This window comes from Weeksella sp. HMSC059D05 (assembly GCF_001809725.1).
GTDB classification, from domain to species: Bacteria; Bacteroidota; Bacteroidia; order Flavobacteriales; family Weeksellaceae; genus Weeksella; species Weeksella virosa.
Genome location: NZ_KV798535.1, coordinates 71,130 through 94,020, shown reverse-complemented (window position 1 = coordinate 94,020; position 22,891 = coordinate 71,130). Strand labels below are relative to the sequence as shown.

The following is a 22,891-nucleotide window of genomic DNA, read 5'->3' as shown; positions in this document are numbered from 1 at the left end:
TGTTTTTTTTGGAAATTAAAATTAAATTTTCATCATATCGTGATTATTTTTTTTGCTTGAAGAAATTCTTAAAAACAGCAGTAAAATAAAACTACTGGTTATTAAAACAGCTTTTTTCTTAACATTTCATTCATATAATAATAAATGTTGTAAATTTGCTGACTTAACGAGATTATACGCATGTCATTTAGCTTAAAACAAAAAGACAATTTCTCCTTCATAGAAATAGGTAAAGGAATACCAATCGCACTATTGCATGGTTTGATGGGAGAGTTAAGTAATTTTAGTGCTTTAACGGATTATTTTTCTAAAAAAGGGTATCGGGTATTTGCTCCAGAATTACCTCTCTATACTTTAGCTCCTAATGAAACGCGTGTAAAAAACATCGCAAAATTTGTTCATGAGTTTATAGAAAAAATAATTGGCGAGCCAGTAGTTTTGGTAGGAAATTCTTTGGGCGGTCATGTAGGCTTAGTGGTTTGCAAACATCATCCAAAAAGTGTTCGTGCACTTTGCCTAACGGGGAGCTCTGGATTATACGAGAAGTCATTCGGAGAAACTTATCCAAAAAGAGGTGATTACGATTATGTAAAACGAAAAACAGAGGAGGTTTTTTATGATCCTTCTGTTGCGACAAAACAAATCGTAGATGATGTTTTTGATACGGTAAATGACCGAAACAAAGCCATTAAAACTTTATATATTGCGCGCGATGCGATCCATTACAACATGAAGGATGATTTGCAAAACTTCTTGATGCCTGTTTGCCTTATTTGGGGAAAACAAGACAATGTAACCCCCCCTGAAGTAGCAATAGAATTTCATGAGGGCTTACCAAATTCTGATTTGTATTGGATAGACAAGTGCGGTCACGCTCCGATGATGGAACACCCCGAAAAATTTAATGAAATTTTACATGAGTGGTTAATAAAAGTAGGTATTACCGCTCCTCAACAATAAAAAACATGAGTGTACAAAGTGCCGAATTTATTAAAAGTGCGCAAACTTACAAAGATTGTCCTAAACCAGATTTACCAGAATATGCTTTTATTGGACGATCGAACGTAGGGAAATCATCGTTAATAAACATGTTAACCAATAAACGAGATTTGGCAAAGACATCGGGCACGCCTGGTAAAACTCAGCTTCTCAATACCTTTTTAATCAACAGCAATTGGTATTTGACCGATTTGCCTGGATATGGCTATGCGAAAGTTTCGAAAACGCACCGAGCTGGATTCGAACGGATGATTTATGATTACTTAGAGTTTCGCACGAATTTGGTCTGTACTTTTGTTTTAGTTGATAGCCGGCATGAGCCTCAAAAAAACGATTTGAAATTCATGGAATGGCTCGGACATAAACAAATACCGTTCGCGATTATTTTTACCAAATTGGATAAATTATCGAGTGCAAAGTTTCAGAAAAATCTCAATACATATAAACGAGAATTACTCAAAACCTGGGAAGATTTACCCATGATTTTCGCTACCTCATCAAGTAGTTTTATCGGAAGGAACGAATTGCTCGATTATATCAACACTCTTACCGAACAATTGAAAGACGAGTTTAACAACAAATAATTCGTCTATATCTAATCTGCAAAATCAATCGATCAGAAATTTTTCTATTGCCAATCGATAACCATCCAATCCCTTACCCGAAATTATATCTACACAGTTTTCGCCCGTTACGCTTATTTTTCTAAAATCCTCACGTGCATAAATATCAGAAATATGCACTTCTATTACGGGCGTTCTTATGGCTTTTATCGCATCGGCTATGGCATACGAATAATGCGTATAAGCTGCCGCATTGAGAACAATTCCATCATACAGAAAACCTACTTCGTGTAGCTTATCGATTACATCTCCTTCGTGATTCGATTGATAATATTGCAAAGAAATATTGGGAAATTGATGTTTCAACGTATCGAAAAAATATTCAAAGGATTGGCGCCCATAAATTTCGGGTTCTCGAATACCTAATAAATTGAGATTTGGACCGTTAATAATCTGAATTGTCTTCATCTTTTTTTTTCACAAATTACTTCTTTTTCTAATAAATTTTACTTGCAATATTAATTATTTAAATTAATTCTAAATAATATGTGAAATGTAAAATTTTTTTACGATATTTGCTTTTTATTTAGTCTTATTATAAATAGTAACATGAAAAAAATAATTTTACTCGGCTGCACTTTGACTTTTATGATAGCGTGCAATTCGGAAACTAAAACAGAGGATACACAAAAAACAACCATAGAAAAAACAAAATCGATGAATACAGAGCGAATAGTTTCGCTCAACGGATCGGTTACAGAAACCTTGGCACTTCTCGGTAAAGGAGGAAACATTGTTGGTGTTGACATCACGAGTACATTTCCGCAAAACATTAAAGAACAGGCAGCAAATCTTGGACATGTATCGAGTATTTCGGCCGAATCGATTCTTGCCTTGAAACCAACTTTGGTCTATGCAACAAGCAAAGAAATGAAACCAGAATTACAGAAACAATTAGAGCAAGCCAAGGTTACCGTCCGTTTAATCGACCAGCCAATGGCAGCAGATGAAACCAAAAAAATGATTGCAACGATTGCCACAGATATGCATTCATCTAATTATGAAAAATATCTAACCGAAATAGACAAAAAAATTCAACAAGTAAAACCCGTAGACCAAAAACCAAAAGTCTTATTTATCTATGCGCGTGGAGCAGGAAATCTCATGATTGCCGGACAGAAAACTCCAATAGAAAACATAATAGAAATGGCTGGCGGCATCAACGCGGTGAACAACATAGAAGATTATAAACCTTTGACTCCTGAAGCGCTGATTAATGCAAATCCTGACTATATCTTACTTTTTGATCGAGGCCTACAAAGTTTAGGTGGCAAAGAAGGGGTACTAAAAATAGAAGGAGTCTCGGCAACCAATGCGGGAAAAAAGATGAATATCATTTCTATGGATGGGCAGCTTTTATCAGGATTTGGACCTAGATTAGGCGAGGCTACCTTGCAATTAAATCAGTTATTACAAGGAAAGTAAAATCGGATAATGGTAATTTAAAGTAAAATGCAGAAAAAGCTAAGGTTTTACATATTTTCTTTTGGTCTGTTCACGATTCTCATCTCTATCACAGCTTTGTTTATTGGTGTCTATCAATTCAATACCCCAATCACAGAACACTTTAAGAATATTATTCTAATGAAAAAGATTACCGATGAAAGTGATGCTTATGTATTGTTCGATTTACGTTTACCCCGAATATTAATGGCGATTTTGGTAGGTAGTGGTTTGGCTGTTACCGGCACCTGTTTACAAGGAATTTTTAAAAATCCATTGGCTTCCCCAGACCTTATCGGAATTACATCGGGTTCTATTCTATTTGCGGCAATAACGATTGTATTAGGCCATCATTTATACGCCTTTTTACCAAAATTTGTACATTATTTTCTACTAAGCATCATGGCATTCATTGGTGCTTTGCTTACCATTTGGTTAGTGTATAAAATTTCTACCAAAAACGGACAAACCAATATTTCGTTACTTTTGCTTTCGGGTGTTGCCATTTCTGCGCTTTGCGGTGCTGGTACAGGTTTACTCACCTATTTATCTACAGAAGAAGAACTAAGAAACCTTACATTTTGGACTCTCGGAAGTTTAGCAGCGGCTAATTGGTACTCGATCGCAATTCTGAGTACAATTCTATTTTTCAGCTTTCTATTTCTCCTATCAAAAGGCAAAACCCTAAATACAATGCTATTAGGAGAAAAAAATGCGACACACATTGGGATTGATATCGAGCAGTCTAAAAAACAAATTATCTTATTTTCTGCTTTGATTGTCGGAAGCATTGTATCTTTCACCGGTACAATAGGATTTGTTGGTTTAATAATTCCGTACATTTTACGCCTAATATTTCATTCTAATTTCACCTATATGCTACCGTTATCTGCAATCTTAGGAGCATCTCTGGTGATTATTGCCGACACATTGAGTAGAACAATTGTAGCACCAGCCGAGATACCGATTGGGATTTTAACCTCGTTGATGGGAGCGCCCGTTTTTATTTCTATATTGATACAATACAAAAAAAGCTTATCATGATTCGTGCAGAACAAATACGTTTTCCCTCCAAAACAGCTGTCATTCTAAAGAATATAAAATTCCGTGCAGAAAAGGGGAAATTTATTGCGATTATCGGACCGAATGGCGCAGGCAAAAGTTCTTTATTGAATTATTTAGCAAATGAAATCGATCCGAAGATAAACCGTACGTGTTTCAAAGGAAAAAACTACCGAGAATGGTGCCGAAAAGAATTGGCGTGCCAAAAAGCAAAATTTTCTCAACAACAACAAAACGACATCCCTTTGCGAGTAAAAGATATTTTACTAATGGGTCGTTATCCGTATTTTCATTATCAACCCCAAAAAACCGATTGGGAAGCAACAAAAATATGGATGGAAAAAACAGAAATTTCTCATCTAGAAAACCGTGATTACAATCAACTTTCGGGAGGAGAAAAACAACGTGTTCATTTGGCGAGAATTTTTGCTCAGGTAGAAAATAAAGCTCAAGAAAAATTAGTATTTTTAGATGAACCCTTGAACAACTTAGACATTGCTCATCAATTCAAAATCTTACAAACAATCAAAGATTTTACACAAAATAACAATACGGCAATTACGGTTCTACACGACCTTAATCTTACAGCACAGTTTGCAGATGAAGTAGTATTGATGCAAAACGGAAAAATAAAAATGTACGATTCTCCGGAAAATGTTTTCCAAGAAAAAATCATTGAAAATGTTTATCAATTTCCATGTAAAATAATTTCTAACCCAATAACCAATAGACCCTATATCGTCTTTGGATAAAAAAATAGAATAGTATGAATTCAACCTTATTACACGAAAAATGGGATTTGCTAAGGAAAGAGCAACCCAATTTACGAATCAGAAATGCAGCCAACACGCTCGGAGTAAGCGAAGTAGAACTACTTTGTTTGCAACTAGGAAAAGGAGTTACTCGCCTAGAACCTAAATTTTCTGACCTTTTACAAGCTGTAGAATCTCTCGGGAAAGTAATGGCACTTACTCGAAACGACGAAGCTGTACACGAACGAAAAGGTGTTTATCTAAATCCAGATTTCAGCTCTCCACATGCTCAACTTTTTGTTGGCGAGGATATTGATTTGAGAATTTTTTCTTCATTCTGGCAAAGTGCTTATGCAGTTATTGAACCCACAAAAAATGGAGACAGAAGGAGTTTACAATTCTTTGGCAAAGATGGATCGGCTGTGCATAAAATATATCTTACCCCACAAAGCAATGTAGTCGCATTTGACTCTTTGGTAGAGAAATATAAAAATCAGGACCAGAGCTCGGTTGAAAAAATAAATTATCAAGAAGAAATAACTGAAGAAAAAGATGATAAAGAAATCGATGTGGCTGCTTTTCAGAAAGATTGGCTCGACCTTAAAGATACTCATGATTTTTTTATGATGCTAAAAAAACATGGCGTAAGTAGAACACAAGCTATGCGCTTGGCACCGTCGGATTATCATGCACACAAAATCGAATCGAATAAAATTGTAGAGGCCCTAGAAAAAGTTGCGAACAATCAGACTCCCATCATGGTTTTCATCGGAAACAAAGGAATGATCCAAATTCATACAGGCCCAATAAAGAAATTAATGTGGCATGACCAATGGTACAATATAATGGATGCTGATTTTAATATGCATTTGGCGATGGACAAAATCGATAATACTTGGATTGTTCGTAAACCGACCGAAGATGGTGTAGTAACATCGATCGAAGCCTTTAACAAAAAAGGTGAATTGATTGTTCAGTTTTTCGGAAAAAGAAAACCAGGAGTTCCCGAATTAGAGCAATGGCAACAAGTTATTGCAGAATTGTAAGCTCCCTTATTTAATTTATTGTTTTTCTTAACCCGATTCTTATAAGAAAGAATCGGGTTTATTATTTTTTCAGTTAGCAAATCACCATACAAAAAAAGGTTGCCTAAAAGACAACCTTCTTAAGATAGATATAAAATACAGAAATTATCGCAGAGCGATTTTTTTCGATTTTTTGATGCCGTTGCTTTCTATATTCACGATATATATACCAGATCCTAACTTGGATAAATTGATTTTTTTGGTCGTAAATTGTGCGCTCGGACGATAACTTTCTTGATGCACTATTTGTCCATTAAGATTGAACACACTAATCAGCATATTTTCGTTGGTAGAGAATTGTCCATTAAAAACAACCTGAATTGTTTTCGGCTCGCTCTGAATTGTATATACATCAAAGTTGCTGGTTCGGATGTCAGAGATACTTAATGAGCTGGTAACATCTTCATAATCGAAGGTGATTTTCCCGGTAGAGCTTCCTTCGAAACCAGTAAAATTCAGTCGATATATCCTGTTGGTATTGGTGTTTTTGATAAAATAGTTTAGGTTGGATAAACTGTAAGTAGACCCGTTAAAGGTTTTCCAATCGTACCCAATCGAATTTATTTCCGCCTTGTACGCATCGTCATCACTAGGATTTCCTGCTTCTGTTTTGGCTACTTTCACCAAATCTGATTGTAAAATTCCGGTAACAGGATACATTATAGTCCCACCTTCGTATGGTAGTGGGGTTTGGTATTTTGTAAACTTCATCTCCCATTTGTCCTGTTCTGCCTCTGCATTTACAATTTGTTTTGTAGACAGATTATAATAGTTGAAAATACGATTTTGGGATGTATTTTGCTCGATATTTACACGCTCATCGGCAGACCATGTGCCATTTTCCCACTTAGAAAAAGTGAAAGTATAAGTCCCATAAGCCAATTTATCGATGCGCAATTTTATATAATCACCGTTATCATACTTCAAAACAAAAATTATTTTACCGTTGACATGATGCGTTACCATGTCATATTCTCCCCAACCGTAGGTTGCAGAACCATGATTGAAAGCACCTTCGTCCCACTTTTCGACGCTATTATAGAGGGGAACCCAAGTACTTTCATTGCTTGGTGAGATCGAATTCCAATCGCTAAAAGAATTAGAAGCTTCGAAAACCTGAATACCTTTTGTATCATTTACTCGAATTCCTAAACCATACATAGATTTTCTAAAAAAAGCTAAATCCCATTCTTGTCGATTCACCTCGAATTGTGTCTGATTTTCTAAGCCAAAATATACATCATTTTGATAGGCTTGCCCCATCGAAATTTCACCTTGGATTATTTGAGCTTGCAAGCTAAGCCCTATCAAAAATGTTGTACTAAATAGAGTAAACTTTTTATTCATGATTACAATTTTTATTATTTATTTTTTTGTTTTTAACTATTTATATTATGGTATAAGTTGATATTCTAAACGTGGATATCCTCTTTCTCCTGATGTATTTTTTAGGTTGAGCATTCGTAGTTTATAGAAATAACCTTCTGTGTCTTTTAGGATAAAGAATCGATTTTTGATTACAGTTCCTTCAAAAACATTTCGCCAATTGCTTCCGATAGTTCGTATATCTTTATCGAATTTTGATGCATCAATCATCGATTTTGAAAAACTAGAGAAAGTCTGATCCTTGGTTTCGGTCACCATATACACTTCTACGCTACCCAAGCGATTATGAACGATGAAGTCAGAGTTCCCATATGACCCACTGCCTTCGATGAGCGTGGTAAAAACTGTAAAACCAATATCCCACTTGGTAGATTCTGGTTGAGCTTCTACTAGTTTATGCTCTTGTAGATTGACAAAGCTAAAATTGGCTCGTGAATTTTTTGAGATTACGATTTCTCGATGAGTTGTTTCATTTAATTTGGCATATTGTAGCAGATAATTTCCATTTCTTTTCAATACTCTAATTTTCATCCAACCTCTGTGATCTCCTGCGATTGCCACAGAACCTATTGCAGGTGTTATACTCCCTACCTCATAACCTAGATTGATTAGATAGACACTATTTTCGTCATCATTATCAGCTATTTCTGCAATGGCGGTTTGGTTTATGTCACCAGAAGGATGATCGATATATGCAGCATTTTGTGCATCGAAAGTTCCTACAGCAACTTGCGGAAAGAAAATCTTTACTTGATCTTCTGTTACTTGATCTATATCATAAACCAATAACTTTTTCGCTGCCATATAAATAGATCCGTTGAGGATGACACGAAATTCATTCCCGGTATAAAAACCAAAATCCCACTGATCTCGTCTAACTTCGAACATTTTCTCTTCACTGAGGTCGATATACACTTGGTTTGGTTCATTTGGTCCACCAACATTCGGCGCAAGCGTTGCTCCGATTGATGCCTCGAAAGAAATTGTCAATTGCGTATATCCTTGTATAGAATATGCCTCATCGGATTCGATAGTTTTTATTTTGAATTGAATTCTTTTATCTGCACGATCAAACGGATAAATAAGATTGGTAAAAGAAAAACTCAACCGATTAGCATCTTTCTCATAGGGCAAACGAATTTGTTTGTTTTGTGCTTTTGGAGTTGTGGTGTAATCATTGTCATATTCGGCATTTTCATCAACTATTTCTATAATTACTACGCCGTTTTGCGATGCAGGTTTAGAGAAGTCCAACTCAATTTTTTGTTCATTTTGGATGTTCGAATAGTTGAGTGATTGATTGGCAAAAGCAATCACAAATGGCTGAGACAATGGTTGTTCATCGTCTACGCAAGACGAGAAAAATAAAACTGAAAAAAAAGAGAGTATCCAAAAATATTTAGACATAATTAATTGTATTTCAGATTATAAAGAAATTTTATAAAATAAGAACGTCCATATCCTAACATCATCCTACTGTTGGCTAACGCATGCCCGTTTGCCCCTTGTGTCGTATTACGAATGGTTTTTACGTCGAACAAATTTCTTGAACCAAGCACTAATTCTATTCTATTATCGAATAGTCTTTGACGAATAGATGCATCCATCCAACTATACGAGTCTTGTACACCTTTCACATACTCTGTTTGCTGATCCAATTGACTTTGTTCTCGATACAATTCTTGTTTACCATTGTATTTATAGAAAAAAGAAAAAGTAGTTTTGGTTGATGGTATCAGAAAAGAAGCATTAAGGTTGAAGTTTGTTGAATAAAAATATTTTTCATCAACATTTGCTTCTTCAGCTAAATTTTGTTTTATACCGGTTAATGAAATTCCTGCGCCGAACTGTAAGGTTTTCCATTTCCAATCCGAACTATAAGTTAGCCCTTGCGTATCATACTTATCTACATTGATATATTTGTACTTTAGCGGTGATAAACTCAAAGCCATAAGTTCTATTTTATCGCGTAAATGAATTTTCCAGGCAGAAAATTTTTGTTCATAAGAAGAGTTTTCCCAATACCATTTTTTTTTCAGATGCAAGAAAAGAGAACTTCCTTTTTCGGGTTTCAAGTCTGGATTTCCCTGCAAGTCGTGGTTAACATCTACAAAGTAAGTAAACAGCTCGTCAAAATCGGGCGTTCTTGGCGATGTTCCAGCAATCACTCTCAACTCAAAATCTTTAGGCAAGAGAATCTTAGTACTTAAACTTGCCGCGTGCTGGGTATCGAATAAGTTAGAAAGCATGACTCTGTATCCCGGCCGCACAGAGAATTTTGGAGAAAAATTTATTTCGGAAGATGCAAAAAAGTCATACGAACTTACCTGACGATCAATCGGATTGGCATAGATATCTTTGCGTTGTGCTGCTTTCCCGAATATTGTATTGATTTCATAACCAAACTGAAAGTCGAATATCCGTCCCGTCACAACATTGCTAATCGTGGCTTTAGAGTAGATTGTTTCTCGGCTATCGAAGGTAGAAGTGCGCACATCGTTTTCGGTCTGTGAAGCAATTTGGTATTGATAGTTTTTTTGTTGCCTTCGTTGGTTTTGGTAGGACAAACTCGCATCGTATTGCCACTCATCCGAAATATTTCCATTTGCATTGAATAAATTGTACCAACGTTGCGTCTTGAATTCGGTGTCTTCTGCAAGAGCGTTATTGGTTGCTGTTGAAGGCTGTTCGTGCAGTTGTACTACTGGATTATAATAGTTTGTTTTTTCATTGAAGTATTCGAGTCGATAAAAAAACTGATGAGCTGCAGTAGCATACCTCATCAAAAACTTACTGCCATTTTGTTCTTTTGGTAGCCAAGAGTAACCTCTTTCCCCATTGTTTTCGGCATGATGTTTTCCTTTTTTTTCATCCCAAAAACCTTTAAAATCATTTCGATTGAAATTAAATTCCGTATACCATCTAGGACTGATGGTGTGTCCAATTTTCAGTGATTGTATATGTCGCCCTTTATTTTTCAGATTATATTCATCGTTCACAGTTTCTTCTTGTACAAATGCAGAAATGTCGACCTTACCTCTCGCATTCTTTCGGGTAATAATATTGATAACTCCTGCCAATGCATTGGCACCATAATCCACTCCCATAGCACCTTCTACAATTTCTATCTGTAGAATATCATCTAAATGAAGCTGTGTCAAATCGGTATGATTTCCTAAACCTTCGTCGTTGAGCAGTGGAATATTATCGACCAATACTTTGAAATACTGCCCACCCATCCCGAACATGCTTACCGATGATTTCCCAGTATTTGGACTACTTATCACGGTGAGATTGAGTGTTTGATTGAGCACATCGGCCAAGTTATTAGCAGCTAAACGATCAATCACATCTCGGTTGAGTACTTTTACTTCATAGATCGATTTCTTTACCGATTGTTTGTTGTATTGTCCAGACACGATGATTTGTTCTAATTCTATTGGGTTAGAGATAATAGAATCTTTGGTCTGAGCAAAAGTAGCCTGAAACACAACTCCCGATATAAACAAAAACAGAAACCTCATGCGTAATTATTTAGAATTAGTCTACATAAATTTTGACAAATATAATGTTATTTTTAATAATTCTAAATAAAAATTACGAAAAATGTTTTTTTAGAAAAAAAATAGCTCAACTATTTATAGCTGAGCTAGTTTTTATTGATGTCTTTAACCGTGTTAATACTTATTCTTCCAGCGTGCTTTCATTATTTGTTGATCGACTTGTTCTCGTTTATTATTGCCAGGTTCGTAGAAAGAAGTTCCGGTCAATTCTTCTGGCAGAAACTCTTGGCAGACAAAATTCTCATCATAATCATGCGCATACAAATAGTTTTTGCCGTAATCCATATCTTTCATCAACTTCGTTGGCGCATTGCGTAAATGCAAAGGCACAGACAAATCTCCTGTTTCTTTCACCAATTGTTGAGCACGATTAATCGCCATATAAGTCGAATTACTTTTAGGTGAATTGGCCAAATAAATAGCACATTGACTAAGAATAATTCTACTCTCTGGATAACCAATAACACTTACCGCCTGAAATGTGTTGTTTGCCAAAATAAGTGCAGTAGGATTAGCGGCACCGATATCTTCCGAAGCAGCAATTAGCATTCTACGTGCAATAAATTTCACATCTTCCCCACCTTCTATCATACGTGCCAACCAATAAACCGTTGCTTGCGGATCAGATCCGCGAATTGACTTTATAAAAGCGGATACAATATCGTAATGTTGTTCTCCGGTTTTATCGTATCTAGCTGTATTTTGTTGTATTCTTTGTTGCACCGTTTCATTCGTAATGATTATTTCTTCATTCTCACCAAAACTATTCACAACCAACTCAAAAGCATTTAATAATTTCCTAGCATCTCCTCCCGAAAAACGAATCAAAGCATCGGTTTCATCAAGACGAATCTTTTTGGTAGACAAGAGATTATCTTCTTGTATTGCTCGAAACAAAAGATCTTCTAAATCTTCTTTCACTAAAGCATGCAATGTATAGACTTGAGCGCGTGATAGCAAAGCTGGAACCACCTCGAAACTTGGATTTTCGGTCGTTGCACCAATCAACGTAATATATCCTTTCTCGACTGCACTTAACAAACTATCTTGTTGAGATTTATTGAATCGATGAATCTCGTCTATAAAAAGAATTGGATTTTTTTCGGTGGTGAATAGGTTCTGACTTTTTGCTTTATCTATCACCTCTCGTACATCTTTCACTCCTGCATTAATAGCACTTAACGTATAAAAAGGGCGATTCGATAATTCTGCAATCAATTGAGCCAAAGTTGTTTTTCCTGTTCCTGGTGGCCCCCAAAAAATCATAGAAGCAATCATGTCATGCTGCAGCATCATCCGAATAGGTGCATTTTCACCTAACAAATGCTTCTGATTAATATACTGATCCAATGATTTTGGTCGCATTCTTTCGGCTAAAGGTGCTATCATATCGAACTATTTTTTATCAAAGTTACGGATTATCACCAAAAATTCATCGCGACACAAATCGACGCTAAGCTTTTGAATATTTGTTATACGGTTATATAAATTATAAAAACAATAATCATGAAAGAAGCATTGGAACAAGCCTTATTAATTTGCAAAAAACACGAAAAATTGGTGAATGATTTGTTGTATCATAATCTGGATAAAAACACTTACAAAAAGAAACTTTCCCTGTGTTTATCTATAGAACGAGAAATGCAACTATTTTTAGCGGACGTGGCCGAGCATAAATTCGAAATTATTTTGGAAAAAGAAAGCATGAATATTTTTTATTATTTACAAAAATACTTTTTGCATTTACACGAAAAGAATACCTCGGATTTGTACAAAAAAAATCCTCGAATAAGAACGAGAATTATAAACAACAAAATAGAAACGATACAAATAAGTTTTTGATTTACCACAAAAATTCTTGTACTTTGTCATAAAATATAGAGTTATGAGATTAATGTTTTTTGTGAGTATGTTTTTCTTTTTAGTGAATGCAAATTTATCTGCGCAAAACACGATCGAAAAAAATATTTATCAACCCGAAGCTAATGCAGAGGAGCAAATCAACCAAGCGATTGCTTTGGCTAAGAAAGAAAACAAACATGTTTTTGTGCAAATAGGTGGAAATTGGTGTCCGTGGTGTCTAACTTTTAATCATCTTTTGACCACGAATGAAGAGCTAAAAAATACGCTCAGAGACCACTACAAGGTTGTGCATCTGAATTATAGTAAAGAAAACAAAAACCTTCCGATGTTGGCTAAACTTCGACATCCAGAGCGTTTTGGTTTTCCGGTTTTTGTAATTTTAGACGGGAATGGAAAATTACTTCACACCCAGAATTCTGCATATTTAGAGAATAAAGATGGTACAACTGGGCACGACCCAAAAATTGTCAAAGATTTCTTAGAGGCTTGGACCTACAAAGCATTAGATCCAGCTACGTACGAATCAAAAAAATAAAAAATTCTTCATGCGAAAGATTCTTATCTATCCTTTTGTTTTTTTGGTCAGACTTTATCAAGTGATGCTTTCGCCTTTGCTTGGTAGTAATTGTCGTTTCCAGCCAACTTGCTCATCCTACATGATACAAGCATTGCAAATGCATGGTTTACTAAAAGGACTATATTTGGGTACGAAAAGAATTTTACGTTGTCATCCTTGGGGAGGCAGCGGTTATGATCCTGTTCCAAAAAAATAACATTATGCTAATACATCTTTTTTCATTTATTACCTGGGATCCAAGTCCATATTTAGTCGATTTAGGCTTCCTAAAAATTCATTATTACAGTCTTTGTTGGATTCTTGCCTTTGTTATCGGTTGGTACATGATGGCGAAAATCTTCCGACAAGAAAACGAAAAGAAAGAACTACTCGACCCTTTATTTTTGTATGTTTTTATAGGTTGTATTTTAGGGGCTAGGCTAGGAGAGTTTATATTTTATGACCCGAAAGCATTTATCGATCGCCCCATAGAAGTATTGCTCCCCGTTGCTTATAGTCCAGGACATACAGCTTTTGGTTTTTTACAAGATTACGAATTTGTAGGTTTCCAAGGACTCGCTAGTCATGGTGCTGCTTTAGGAGTGATTATATCGGCTTATTTTTTTTCTAGAAAATATCTTAAAAGAAGTGCTTTGTGGATTCTCGACCGAATTGCAGTAGTTGTTCCTTTAGGAGGAGCAGCTGTACGTTTTGGTAACTTCATGAATTCTGAAATTGTCGGCAAACCTTCTGATTTGCCTTGGGCAGTGAAGTTTTTAGCACAAAGTTCCTCATACGGTGAAGTAGTTCCTCGTCATCCAGCGCAATTATATGAAGCATTAGGCTATATAATTTTAGGGTTTATTATGTGGACTTTGTACCAAAAAATACAATATCGGAAACAAATGGGTGCTTTGCTTGGCGTGTTTTTGTTCTTTTTATTTCTGATTCGTTTTATTGTCGAGTTTTTTAAAGAAAATCAAGGCAAGGAAGCTGTGGCAGAAACCATAAATGTAGGACTGAATAATGGACAAATCTTGAGTATTCCCTTTATGCTAATCGGATTGTACTTATTTATCAGCTCGAAAAACAGGATATTTAACCGAGCATAAAAACTTATTTTGTTCAACCAATAAAAGATAGTTAGTTTATGCGAAACTAATTTTTATACCTTTGTATATTAAAAAAATTATTTTTCATTACCAATCGTAAAACTTTTACATTATGGGATTTATCAAAGAATTTAAAGAATTTGCTGCTCAAGGTAGCGTTATCGACCTTGCTGTCGGTGTGGTAATTGGTGGTGCTTTTGGCAAAATTGTCACATCTCTTGTCGACGATATTATTACACCTGCCATCCTTAGTCCTGCACTAAAAGCGATCCATGCAGAAGAGTTAGAGAAGCTTGTAATTCCTGGTACAGCAATCAAGTATGGTAATTTTATTTCGGCTTCAATTTCTTTTATTGTAGTAGCATTCGCATTGTTTTTATTAATCAAAGGAATCAACCAACTAAAGAAACCTAAAAAAGTTGAAGAAGAAGCTCCGGCAGCTCCGTCACAGGAAGAATTATTAGCAGAAATAAGAGATTTATTGAAAAATAAATAAACTGAATTATACAAAAAAACGGTTACAAAAAGTAACCGTTTTTTTATTGTATAGTTTATATTCTGAGTTGTCTGCTATTAGAACTTCCAACCCAAAGTTACTAAATAACTATTGTTGTTGTTTTTTACTTCGCCACTGTTTAAAGCCAAATTTACAGATGATTTACCATCCACAAAATGGCCACCTATCGGCATTACATATTTCTGATTCGAGTATTGATAAGCTGCATCTATAAAGAAACCTCCAAAATCATAACCAAACCCGAAGCTTACACGATTTAGGTTGCCTAGGTACATATTTTTGTAGTTATTGGCTATCGTGATTGTTTGCCCTTGATCGTTGATACCTTCGGTAAATATAGTTGCATCTTTGATTGGAGATTGCACATATGTGTATCCTGCACGAACTTTAAACTTGTCGTATCGATATTCACCTCCTATGCGAACTTCACTACTGTTATTTACATTATCGTCTATGAACTGATTGGCACTTCGTAAGTTATTATCCGAAAAATTTATCATTTTATTGAAGTGCTGGGTATAATCTATATCAAATGCGAAAGATTTCCCAATAACAAATCCAAGAGATCCCACCATTCTAGCACCCGATTGAAGTTTATAATTTGAGTAATAAATGTTATTCATTCCTGCTTCATCTACTCTGAAATATTCTTCATCTACATTATACCACACCGGAGTATGAAAGGCTAAACCTGCTCGCAGATTCTGGTTCAATTTTCCGATAATCCCCAATCCAAAAGAAAAGCCTTGCCCAATTTCCGAGTATGGCGCACCGTCTAAATTCATATAAGAAACAGCTCCATTGGGTGCAACATCCGAATAAATGATAGAGTTGTTATAATTGGTTTCATGAAAATTGAAGTTTGCTCCTAAAAATAGTCGATCTTGATAAGATGTACCAAAATTGAGGGTAAATTTGGTTTTATAACCTGAAACTCCATCATAAAAACCATTCATTTTATAGGCATTCCCTTGATCATCGTACGTAGCTATTTTTGCATTAGGCCCAAACACGACTTCGTTATCTAGCTGCTCATTTAGAAAAATAAAACCAAGCACAAAACGATTCCAATCCTCCGATCGTGTATTGAACACTAAGGTTCCTCCTGCTTGACTAAAATCGAACGTGTTATCTTCCGATGTGACCACCTTATCCATTTGAGTTTTATTTTTATAAGCTTTTACGGAAGCCGTAAAGGCTACTTCAGAAGATATTGCTACACCTGTACCTGCAGGATTTTGTTCGGTAGAGTTTATTTCACCCCCCAACGCACCATTTGCACCTGCCATGGCTACACTTCTGGCAGAACCTGCCTGAACTCCTTCCCCGTAAAAACGAAGGGCATTGGTCGGATATTGCACATTATAGTCCTGCGCCCATACATTTGAAAAGCCTATTGCAAAGAATAGGCTCAATGTTATTTTCTTCATATATTAACGTTATCTCTTTCAATTATACTTATCTTCTTGTTCCTCTTGCTCCTCCACCTATAGAACTTCTAGATGTACCTATCGAACCACTTCCCATTGATGAACGAGAAGGTTGTGAATAAGTAGGAGAACGTTCTAATGATGAAGATCTTGGCGTCATATTCCCTCTATTGGTTGGATACGATGACGAACGTGGCGTAGAAGAACGATCGTATTGTGGTGAGGTTCTAATGGTAGAGCCACTTCTTGTTGGTTGTTGTGTTGATCGAATCTGACTACGATCTACTTGTGGACGAACGACACGATCTGTAGAACGAACTGGAGCAGAATTCGTGTTCATTTGCTCTGCCTCTGTACGAACAGGTCTTGTTGTTCTGATGGTTTGATTCTGTGATGCACGTATCGGTCTTGTTGTCTGCATAGTTTCTTGCTGAGAACTTCTTATCGTACCAGTAGCATTATTTCTTATTGTTGAAGAAGCATTTCTATCAGGGCGTATAGTTTCTCTTACATTGCTATTAGACGAACGAATTGTAGAGTTTACTACACCCGAACGAACTGCAGACGAACTATTGCGTAACGTACCAGAGTTATGATTGATTATTGAACGCCCGTAATCGCGATTGGTAGCACGTATTCCAGGTCGAGAGCCCGCATATGCTCTTTGCCCATAACGCGGATAGTAACCATAGTAACCGTTATAATAACTACCATAACCATAGTAACCATAGTACGGATATCCCCAATTTCCGTAACCACCCCAATAATAATAAGGTGAATACCAAGGATTCCATCCCCATGCATAGTATGGTGTGTACCAAGAGTACCAACCCCAATGTCTATACCAAGGGTAGTAACCTAGCCCGTAATAATTCCATCCGAAAGGAGAATACCAAAAAGAATTTCCCCAATAATTGACTTGGACATCTACCCCATCGTATCTACCCCAATCTGTAGTTGGCTCTAATGAAAAAGTCTGGCTTCCGTAATATCCAGGGTTCGTGTAAATATTTACGGTTTGATTTTTCTGCTTATATTCAGTGGCATCTGCTTTGGTTACCGAATCATCATAAAACAAATCTTCTGCTCCATTTCCATTGGCATCAAAATAAGCACCACCAATCCTAATCATTCCATCATTAGCATTGTTTTCTGCTTCTGCTTGTGCCAACGTTTTATCACTAGAAGGATTATAATAAACCCCATCGGTTTCTACACCACCCACTGATTGGGTTGCACAAGAAACCAATCCTAAAAATAAAACAAAAGAACTAGTTATTTTTAGAATTTTTTTGGTAATGTTATAAAACTTATCCATAATTGTTGTTTTAATTAATGTTGTACTATTTTTGCAAATAGATATTGGCAATTTTTATACCAATTCTACCAAACAAACTATATACAAATATACGAAATTTATGGCAAAACTTACTTCAAGAGCTGAAGATTATTCTAAGTGGTACAATGAGTTAGTCGTTAAAGCTAACTTAGCAGAAAATTCGGGCGTTAGAGGTTGTATGGTAATCAAACCATACGGATACGCTATTTGGGAGAAAATACAAGCCGAATTGGATAAACGTTTTAAAGAAACCGGACATCAAAACGCATATTTCCCCATTTTTGTACCTAGAAGCTATTTCGAAGCCGAGGAAAAAAATGCCGAAGGTTTCGCTAAAGAATGTGCTGTAGTAACACATTATCGATTGAAAAATGACGAAAGTACACCTGGGAAATTAATGGTTGATCCGGAAGCAAAATTAGAGGAAGAATTGATTGTTCGCCCAACCTCTGAGGCCATTATTTGGAGCACCTATAAAAACTGGATCCAATCTTACCGTGACCTTCCAATACTCATTAATCAATGGGCAAATGTTGTCCGCTGGGAAATGCGCACACGTCTTTTTCTACGAACTACTGAATTTCTTTGGCAAGAAGGACATACGGCACATGCTACAAAAGAAGAAGCGATTAGCGAGTCTAGACAAATGCTCGATGTATATACAGAGGTAGTCGAAAACCATATGGCTATCCCAGTTGTACGAGGATGTAAAACGCCGTCGGAAAGATTTGCAGGAGCCGAAGAGACTTACACCATAGAAGCTATGATGCAAGACGGTAAAGCTTTGCAAGCTGGTACTTCTCATTTCCTTGGCCAAAACTTTGCGAAAGCTTTTGATGTGAAATTTACCACAAATGAAGGAAAACAAGATTATGTTTGGGCAACCTCTTGGGGTGTTTCTACTCGCTTGATGGGAGCTTTGATTATGACGCATTCAGATGATTATGGATTAGTGCTCCCTCCGAAAATTGCACCAATCCAAGTGGTAATCGTACCGATTTTCAGATCAGAAGAGCAACTTATACAAGTTTCTGAGGTCGCCAATCGTATCAAAAATGAATTACACTCGATAGGTATTTCGGTAAAATTTGATGATGATGAAAAAACAAAACCGGGCTGGAAATTTGCAGAGTACGAACTTAAAGGTGTACCTGTTCGAATAGCAATCGGGCCAAAAGATTTAGAAAACAACCAAGTAGAGATTGCCCGACGTGATACCTTAGAAAAATCGACTATTCCGATGGACGGCATTTCTTCGTACGTAGAAAATCTATTGGTAGACATACAAGAAAATCTTTTTACCAAAGCAAATGAATACCGAGATTCTCATATAACAGAAGTAACTTCTTATGAAGAGTTTAAAGAGCTTATAGAAACCAAAGGTGGTTTTTTTTCTGCTCTTTGGGATGGCACAGAAGAAACCGAAGAAGCAGTAAAAAATGAAACCAAAGCAACGATCCGTTGTATTCCTTTAGATTACGAAACACCAACAGAGGGTGTCGACTTTTATTCAGGGAAACCTGCTAAATTTAGAGTTTTATATGCAAAAGCATATTAATTAATAAAAAAAGCCTTCAGAAAATCTGGAGGCTTTTTCATTTATTATCTTCTCGTGTTTTACTTTATATCACGAGCCTTTATCCATTCTCGATATTTTTTCGCATTCTTCACATGCTCTTGATAATCATTAGTGTAGAGATGGTAACCAGGCTTGTCGGGATCGGCAACAAAGAATATATAATCATGATTAGCAGGATTTAGAACCGCATCGATTGCTTTTACATTTGGCAGACAAATTGGCGCTGGTGGTAAACCTTTGTTGCGATAGGTGTTGTATTCGTTAGCAGATTGTGTCCATTTATAGTAAACACGTTGAATTTTATGGTCGAAACCATTCTCTAACTTATATGCATAAATTGATGTAGGATCCGCCTCTAATCGCATATCTTTATCCAAACGATTCATATAGGCTTTTGCTACGCGTTGTTGCTCATCAAAATTATCAGAAGATTCTAACTGAACAATAGAAGCGAGCGTAACCACTTCTAATGGTGTCATATGAAGTGCTCTAGCTTCATCAATTCTTTTCTGATTCCAAACTTTTTTATACTCTTTTTCCATTCGTTCTACAAACTGATCGGCCGACATATTCCAATACACGAAATAGGTTTCGGGTATAAAATACTGTTTCACCGTCTCTTCGGTCAAAGTAGAATCTTTGGCATTTGCCCATTTCATAACCGACTGAATAATTGAAATGGAGTCGGCATCGATTTGTTTAGAAACTGCACTGGCCATATGAAAAAGAGTTGGATGATTTTTGATTTGTAAACGTACTTCTTCTTGAGCTCCGTCTTGCAATCGATTGAGTAAAGAGCGAGAACTTTCGTTGGCAACAATTTTATATTTTCCAGATTTAATAGTACTTGGATACAAATCCTCTTCGGCCAATTTTCTAAAAAATGCTGGGTTTTGTAGATATGGACTCAAAGAATCCATCACCTGATCGAAATTAGCACCGCGAGGTATGTACACAAACCCATCTTTGATAGGATTTCCTTTGAAACTCTCGATAAAAGTACAGCTACTCATCAAGCCTAGAACACATAAGGCGATAAATGTTGGAATCGTTCTTATTTTTTGCATATTAATTTTCTAATGTTATCATTCCTTCAAAAACAAACTGTGCAGGTCCCTCTAACCACACTTGTTCATAACGCAAATTTGCTAACATAAACTGTACCGATAAATCACCCCCTACAGCTTTTACATGTATTGGTAGTTGCGATACCTTCCCGGCAGAATAAGCAGCGATAGCTGCAGCCGTAACACCTGTACCACAAGCTAAGGTTTCGGCTTCCACTCCTCGTTCATACGTTCGGATGTGCAGGGTTTGATTTTCGTCTACTTCCACAAAATTCACATTACTTCCTTGCTCAAAATATGGCATACCGTACCGTATTTTCGCACCTTCCTTTTGCACATCTATCTTTTGCACATCGTCTACAAATTGTACATGATGCGGTGATCCTGTATTGAGGAAATAATGAGAAGGATAGACCTCTACTTTATCTACATCAATCATTTCTAACGCAACATAAGTAGGATGAACCACAGCTCGGTGCAAACCATCGATCGCCTCGAAAGTCATTTCTTGTTGCACAAGTCCCAAGTCAAAAGCAAACTGCGCAATGCATCGTCCGCCGTTACCACACATGCTGCTTTCTCTACCATCGGAGTTGAAGTATCGCATTCTAAAATCGTACGGATTACTATTTTGCAATAAAATCAATCCATCGGCACCCACACCGAAATTACGGTGACATATTCTCTCTATTTTTTGTCGATCCACCAAAAAGGTTTCCTCTCGATCATCTAATAACACAAAATCGTTACCTGCACCTTGGTATTTGTAAAAAGTGTACTTCACTTAGATTTGTTTTTCTATCACAAATTTAGTATATTTTCTTAGGAAAATAGCATTTGGTAAAGCTTAGCTAATAATTGTTAAAAAGCAGTTAAACCACTTAAATGTTAAAATGTTTGGTTATAAATTTGATATTACAGATAACAACATAGAAAAGAATATTATTTATTAGTACAATGAAAAAATATACAAATTACTTATTGGTCGGGCTTTTCAGTTCGATGACAACTTTGGGAGGTTTCTATGCCTTATCGAAGTATGATAATGAAAATGGAAATATAATTACGGATGCACGTGTTTTGAACAAAGGTGATTTTCAGTATGTGGATTATAAAGGTAATTATGGATACGATGCACCTAATTTTGTAGAAGCAGCAAACAAATCGGTTAATACAGTTGTTGCGATTAACAACTATCAGAAGCAAACTCGTCAACAATCCCGAGATCCTTTCTTTGATTTCTTTTTCGGGTTTCCGGATCAGCGCCAACAGCGTCAACAAGAAAACCAACCTTCGGGTTCGGGTTCTGGTGTAATTATTTCTGCCGATGGATATATTGTTACCAATAATCATGTAATTAAAGGAGCAAATAAAATCGAAGTTAAACTCAATAACCAGAAAACGTATATCGCTGATTTGATTGGGACGGATCCAAGTACAGATATTGCATTGATCAAAATTGACGAAAAAGCATTGCCTTATATGAAATTTGTTGATTCTGATGCGATTAACGTCGGAGATTGGGCTTTGGCTGTAGGAAATCCGTTTGGGTTAAACTCAACCGTAACTGCCGGGATTATTTCTGCCAAAGGAAGAAGTATCAATATTTTACGACAAAACACAGATTCTCCAGTTGAATCGTTTATCCAAACCGATGCAGCAATCAATCCAGGAAATTCTGGTGGGGCACTAATCAACGTAAACGGAGACCTTATCGGGATCAACACGGCGATTGCTTCTCCCTCTGGTACGTATGCTGGTTATGGTTTTGCTGTCCCTTCTAACTTGGTGAAAAAAGTGGTAGAAGATATCAAAAAATACGGTTTAGTTCAGAGAGGTTATTTAGGTATTCGCGGGTTTGATTTATCGAATGACGAAGCGGTAAGACAATACAACACCCAGAACAAAACATCTCTAAAAACTGGGAACGGTGTCTACATTTCGGATGTTGAAGCAAGAGATACAGGACTGAAATCGGGTGATATTATTATTGAAGTAGATGGTAAACCAATTTCTTCGATGGCTAATTTATCGTTCATCGTAGGAAGCAAACGCCCTGGTGATAAAGTTAATGTAAAAGTTAACCGTAATGGTAAAATAAACAGTTATACGATTACTCTACGCGATGCTAAAGGAAATACCAATCTAAGAAGCAGAGCCGACTTATTGCCTAACGAAATTTTAGGTGCTGATTTCGAAGAGTTGACCGAAAGACAAAAAGACAATTTCGGGTTGAATTATGGAGTACTCGTAAAAAACCTGAAACAAGGAAAATTAGCTCAAGCCGGAATTAGAGAAGACTATATCATACTGAAAATCAATGATAAAGAAGTAAAAAATGAAGATGATGTAAATCGAATTCTCAAAAATTACAAAGGTAGAGTTTCTATTAACTTTATCGATTATTATGGACAAATCTATACAAAAGGTTTCCAGATGGACTAAATTTTTGAAAATATAATTAAAAATAAGTAAAGCTACCGCCTATGTTCGGTAGCTTTTTCTTTTCTACCGT

22 protein-coding genes are annotated in these 22,891 nt (G+C 36.2%); 13 read left to right on the top strand and 9 right to left on the bottom strand.

Annotation, left to right across the window (positions count from 1 at the left end; genetic code table 11):
- The first annotated feature begins 180 nt into the window (after window positions 1-180).
- Together HMPREF2660_RS05170 and yihA are read left to right on the top strand one after the other, a co-directional pair.
- A complete protein-coding gene (locus tag HMPREF2660_RS05170; protein ID WP_070485937.1) occupies window positions 181-960 on the top strand; it encodes an alpha/beta fold hydrolase in 780 nt (259 codons plus the stop codon).
- A gap of 5 nt (window positions 961-965) precedes the next feature.
- Window positions 966-1,583 carry a ribosome biogenesis GTP-binding protein YihA/YsxC gene (gene yihA, locus HMPREF2660_RS05165; protein ID WP_070485935.1) on the top strand — a complete coding sequence of 206 codons (618 nt, stop codon included), beginning with the start codon at window positions 966-968 and terminating at the stop codon, window positions 1,581-1,583.
- Window positions 1,584-1,607: 24 nt separating this feature from the next.
- Here the strand turns inward: yihA and HMPREF2660_RS05160 are convergent, their stop codons facing one another.
- Window positions 1,608-2,030: a type II 3-dehydroquinate dehydratase gene (locus HMPREF2660_RS05160; RefSeq protein WP_013597801.1), complete on the bottom strand. Its 423-nt coding sequence runs from the start codon at window positions 2,028-2,030 to the stop codon at window positions 1,608-1,610.
- 141 nt (window positions 2,031-2,171) lie between these two features.
- On the opposite strand from HMPREF2660_RS05160, the gene HMPREF2660_RS05155 reads away from it, so the two are divergent.
- From HMPREF2660_RS05155 to HMPREF2660_RS05140, 4 genes are read left to right on the top strand one after another with little or no spacing between them, the layout of a single operon-like run.
- On the top strand, window positions 2,172-3,047 hold the full coding sequence (locus HMPREF2660_RS05155) for a heme/hemin ABC transporter substrate-binding protein (RefSeq protein WP_013597802.1): 876 nt from the start codon (window positions 2,172-2,174) through the stop codon (window positions 3,045-3,047).
- A gap of 27 nt (window positions 3,048-3,074) precedes the next feature.
- The gene (locus tag HMPREF2660_RS05150; RefSeq protein WP_013597803.1) at window positions 3,075-4,109 is read left to right on the top strand and encodes a FecCD family ABC transporter permease; all 1,035 of its coding nucleotides are present in this window, start codon (window positions 3,075-3,077) and stop codon (window positions 4,107-4,109) included.
- Window positions 4,106-4,879 (top strand): heme ABC transporter ATP-binding protein, encoded by a 774-nt coding sequence (locus HMPREF2660_RS05145; protein WP_070485934.1) that lies wholly within the window; start codon window positions 4,106-4,108, stop codon window positions 4,877-4,879. Before HMPREF2660_RS05150 ends, HMPREF2660_RS05145 begins: the two co-directional genes overlap by 4 nt.
- Before the next feature lie 14 nt (window positions 4,880-4,893).
- Window positions 4,894-5,925, top strand: coding sequence for a hemin-degrading factor (locus HMPREF2660_RS05140; RefSeq protein ID WP_070485932.1), 1,032 nt, complete (start codon window positions 4,894-4,896; stop codon window positions 5,923-5,925).
- A gap of 144 nt (window positions 5,926-6,069) precedes the next feature.
- Here HMPREF2660_RS05140 and HMPREF2660_RS05135 read toward each other — a convergent pair whose 3' ends face one another.
- From HMPREF2660_RS05135 to HMPREF2660_RS05120, 4 genes are all read right to left on the bottom strand, one after another.
- Complete coding sequence (locus tag HMPREF2660_RS05135) at window positions 6,070-7,311, bottom strand: T9SS type A sorting domain-containing protein (RefSeq protein ID WP_013597806.1); 1,242 nt, start codon at window positions 7,309-7,311, stop codon at window positions 6,070-6,072.
- 45 nt (window positions 7,312-7,356) lie between these two features.
- Entirely contained in the window at window positions 7,357-8,757 is a 1,401-nt protein-coding gene (locus tag HMPREF2660_RS05130) for an HmuY family protein (protein WP_013597807.1), read from the bottom strand.
- Between the two features lie 2 nt (window positions 8,758-8,759).
- A complete protein-coding gene (locus HMPREF2660_RS05125; RefSeq protein WP_070485930.1) occupies window positions 8,760-10,874 on the bottom strand; it encodes a TonB-dependent receptor plug domain-containing protein in 2,115 nt (704 codons plus the stop codon).
- A gap of 153 nt (window positions 10,875-11,027) precedes the next feature.
- Window positions 11,028-12,302, bottom strand: a complete 1,275-nt coding sequence (locus HMPREF2660_RS05120) for a replication-associated recombination protein A (protein WP_013597809.1) — start codon at window positions 12,300-12,302, stop codon at window positions 11,028-11,030.
- A gap of 117 nt (window positions 12,303-12,419) precedes the next feature.
- Here HMPREF2660_RS05120 and HMPREF2660_RS05115 point away from each other — a divergent pair, with 117 nt between their 5' ends.
- From HMPREF2660_RS05115 to mscL, 5 genes are all read left to right on the top strand, one after another.
- On the top strand, window positions 12,420-12,755 hold the full coding sequence (locus HMPREF2660_RS05115; protein WP_013597810.1) for a hypothetical protein: 336 nt from the start codon (window positions 12,420-12,422) through the stop codon (window positions 12,753-12,755).
- A gap of 43 nt (window positions 12,756-12,798) precedes the next feature.
- On the top strand, window positions 12,799-13,311 hold the full coding sequence (locus tag HMPREF2660_RS05110; protein WP_013597811.1) for a thioredoxin family protein: 513 nt from the start codon (window positions 12,799-12,801) through the stop codon (window positions 13,309-13,311).
- A 10-nt stretch (window positions 13,312-13,321) separates the two neighbouring features.
- On the top strand, window positions 13,322-13,549 hold the full coding sequence (yidD, locus tag HMPREF2660_RS05105; protein ID WP_013597812.1) for a membrane protein insertion efficiency factor YidD: 228 nt from the start codon (window positions 13,322-13,324) through the stop codon (window positions 13,547-13,549).
- A 4-nt stretch (window positions 13,550-13,553) separates the two neighbouring features.
- Window positions 13,554-14,444, top strand: coding sequence for a prolipoprotein diacylglyceryl transferase (lgt, locus tag HMPREF2660_RS05100; RefSeq protein ID WP_070486108.1), 891 nt, complete (start codon window positions 13,554-13,556; stop codon window positions 14,442-14,444).
- A gap of 112 nt (window positions 14,445-14,556) precedes the next feature.
- Window positions 14,557-14,940 carry a large conductance mechanosensitive channel protein MscL gene (mscL, locus tag HMPREF2660_RS05095; RefSeq protein ID WP_013597814.1) on the top strand — a complete coding sequence of 128 codons (384 nt, stop codon included), beginning with the start codon at window positions 14,557-14,559 and terminating at the stop codon, window positions 14,938-14,940.
- A 77-nt stretch (window positions 14,941-15,017) separates the two neighbouring features.
- Here mscL and HMPREF2660_RS05090 read toward each other — a convergent pair whose 3' ends face one another.
- Both HMPREF2660_RS05090 and HMPREF2660_RS05085 read right to left on the bottom strand, forming a co-directional pair.
- Window positions 15,018-16,391: an OmpP1/FadL family transporter gene (locus HMPREF2660_RS05090; protein ID WP_141743550.1), complete on the bottom strand. Its 1,374-nt coding sequence runs from the start codon at window positions 16,389-16,391 to the stop codon at window positions 15,018-15,020.
- A 28-nt stretch (window positions 16,392-16,419) separates the two neighbouring features.
- On the bottom strand, window positions 16,420-17,709 hold the full coding sequence (locus HMPREF2660_RS05085) for a hypothetical protein (RefSeq protein ID WP_070485926.1): 1,290 nt from the start codon (window positions 17,707-17,709) through the stop codon (window positions 16,420-16,422).
- Window positions 17,710-17,809: 100 nt separating this feature from the next.
- Between HMPREF2660_RS05085 and proS the strand changes: the two genes are divergently transcribed.
- Window positions 17,810-19,288, top strand: a complete 1,479-nt coding sequence (proS, locus tag HMPREF2660_RS05080) for a proline--tRNA ligase (protein ID WP_070486106.1) — start codon at window positions 17,810-17,812, stop codon at window positions 19,286-19,288.
- Between the two features lie 59 nt (window positions 19,289-19,347).
- On the opposite strand, the gene mltG is transcribed toward proS, so the two are convergent.
- Window positions 19,348-20,376, bottom strand: coding sequence for an endolytic transglycosylase MltG (mltG, locus tag HMPREF2660_RS05075; RefSeq protein ID WP_070485925.1), 1,029 nt, complete (start codon window positions 20,374-20,376; stop codon window positions 19,348-19,350).
- Window position 20,377: 1 nt separating this feature from the next.
- A complete protein-coding gene (gene dapF / locus HMPREF2660_RS05070; RefSeq protein ID WP_070485923.1) occupies window positions 20,378-21,160 on the bottom strand; it encodes a diaminopimelate epimerase in 783 nt (260 codons plus the stop codon).
- A 173-nt stretch (window positions 21,161-21,333) separates the two neighbouring features.
- Between dapF and HMPREF2660_RS05065 the strand changes: the two genes are divergently transcribed.
- Complete coding sequence (locus tag HMPREF2660_RS05065; protein ID WP_070485921.1) at window positions 21,334-22,821, top strand: Do family serine endopeptidase; 1,488 nt, start codon at window positions 21,334-21,336, stop codon at window positions 22,819-22,821.
- Window positions 22,822-22,891: the final 70 nt, after the last annotated feature.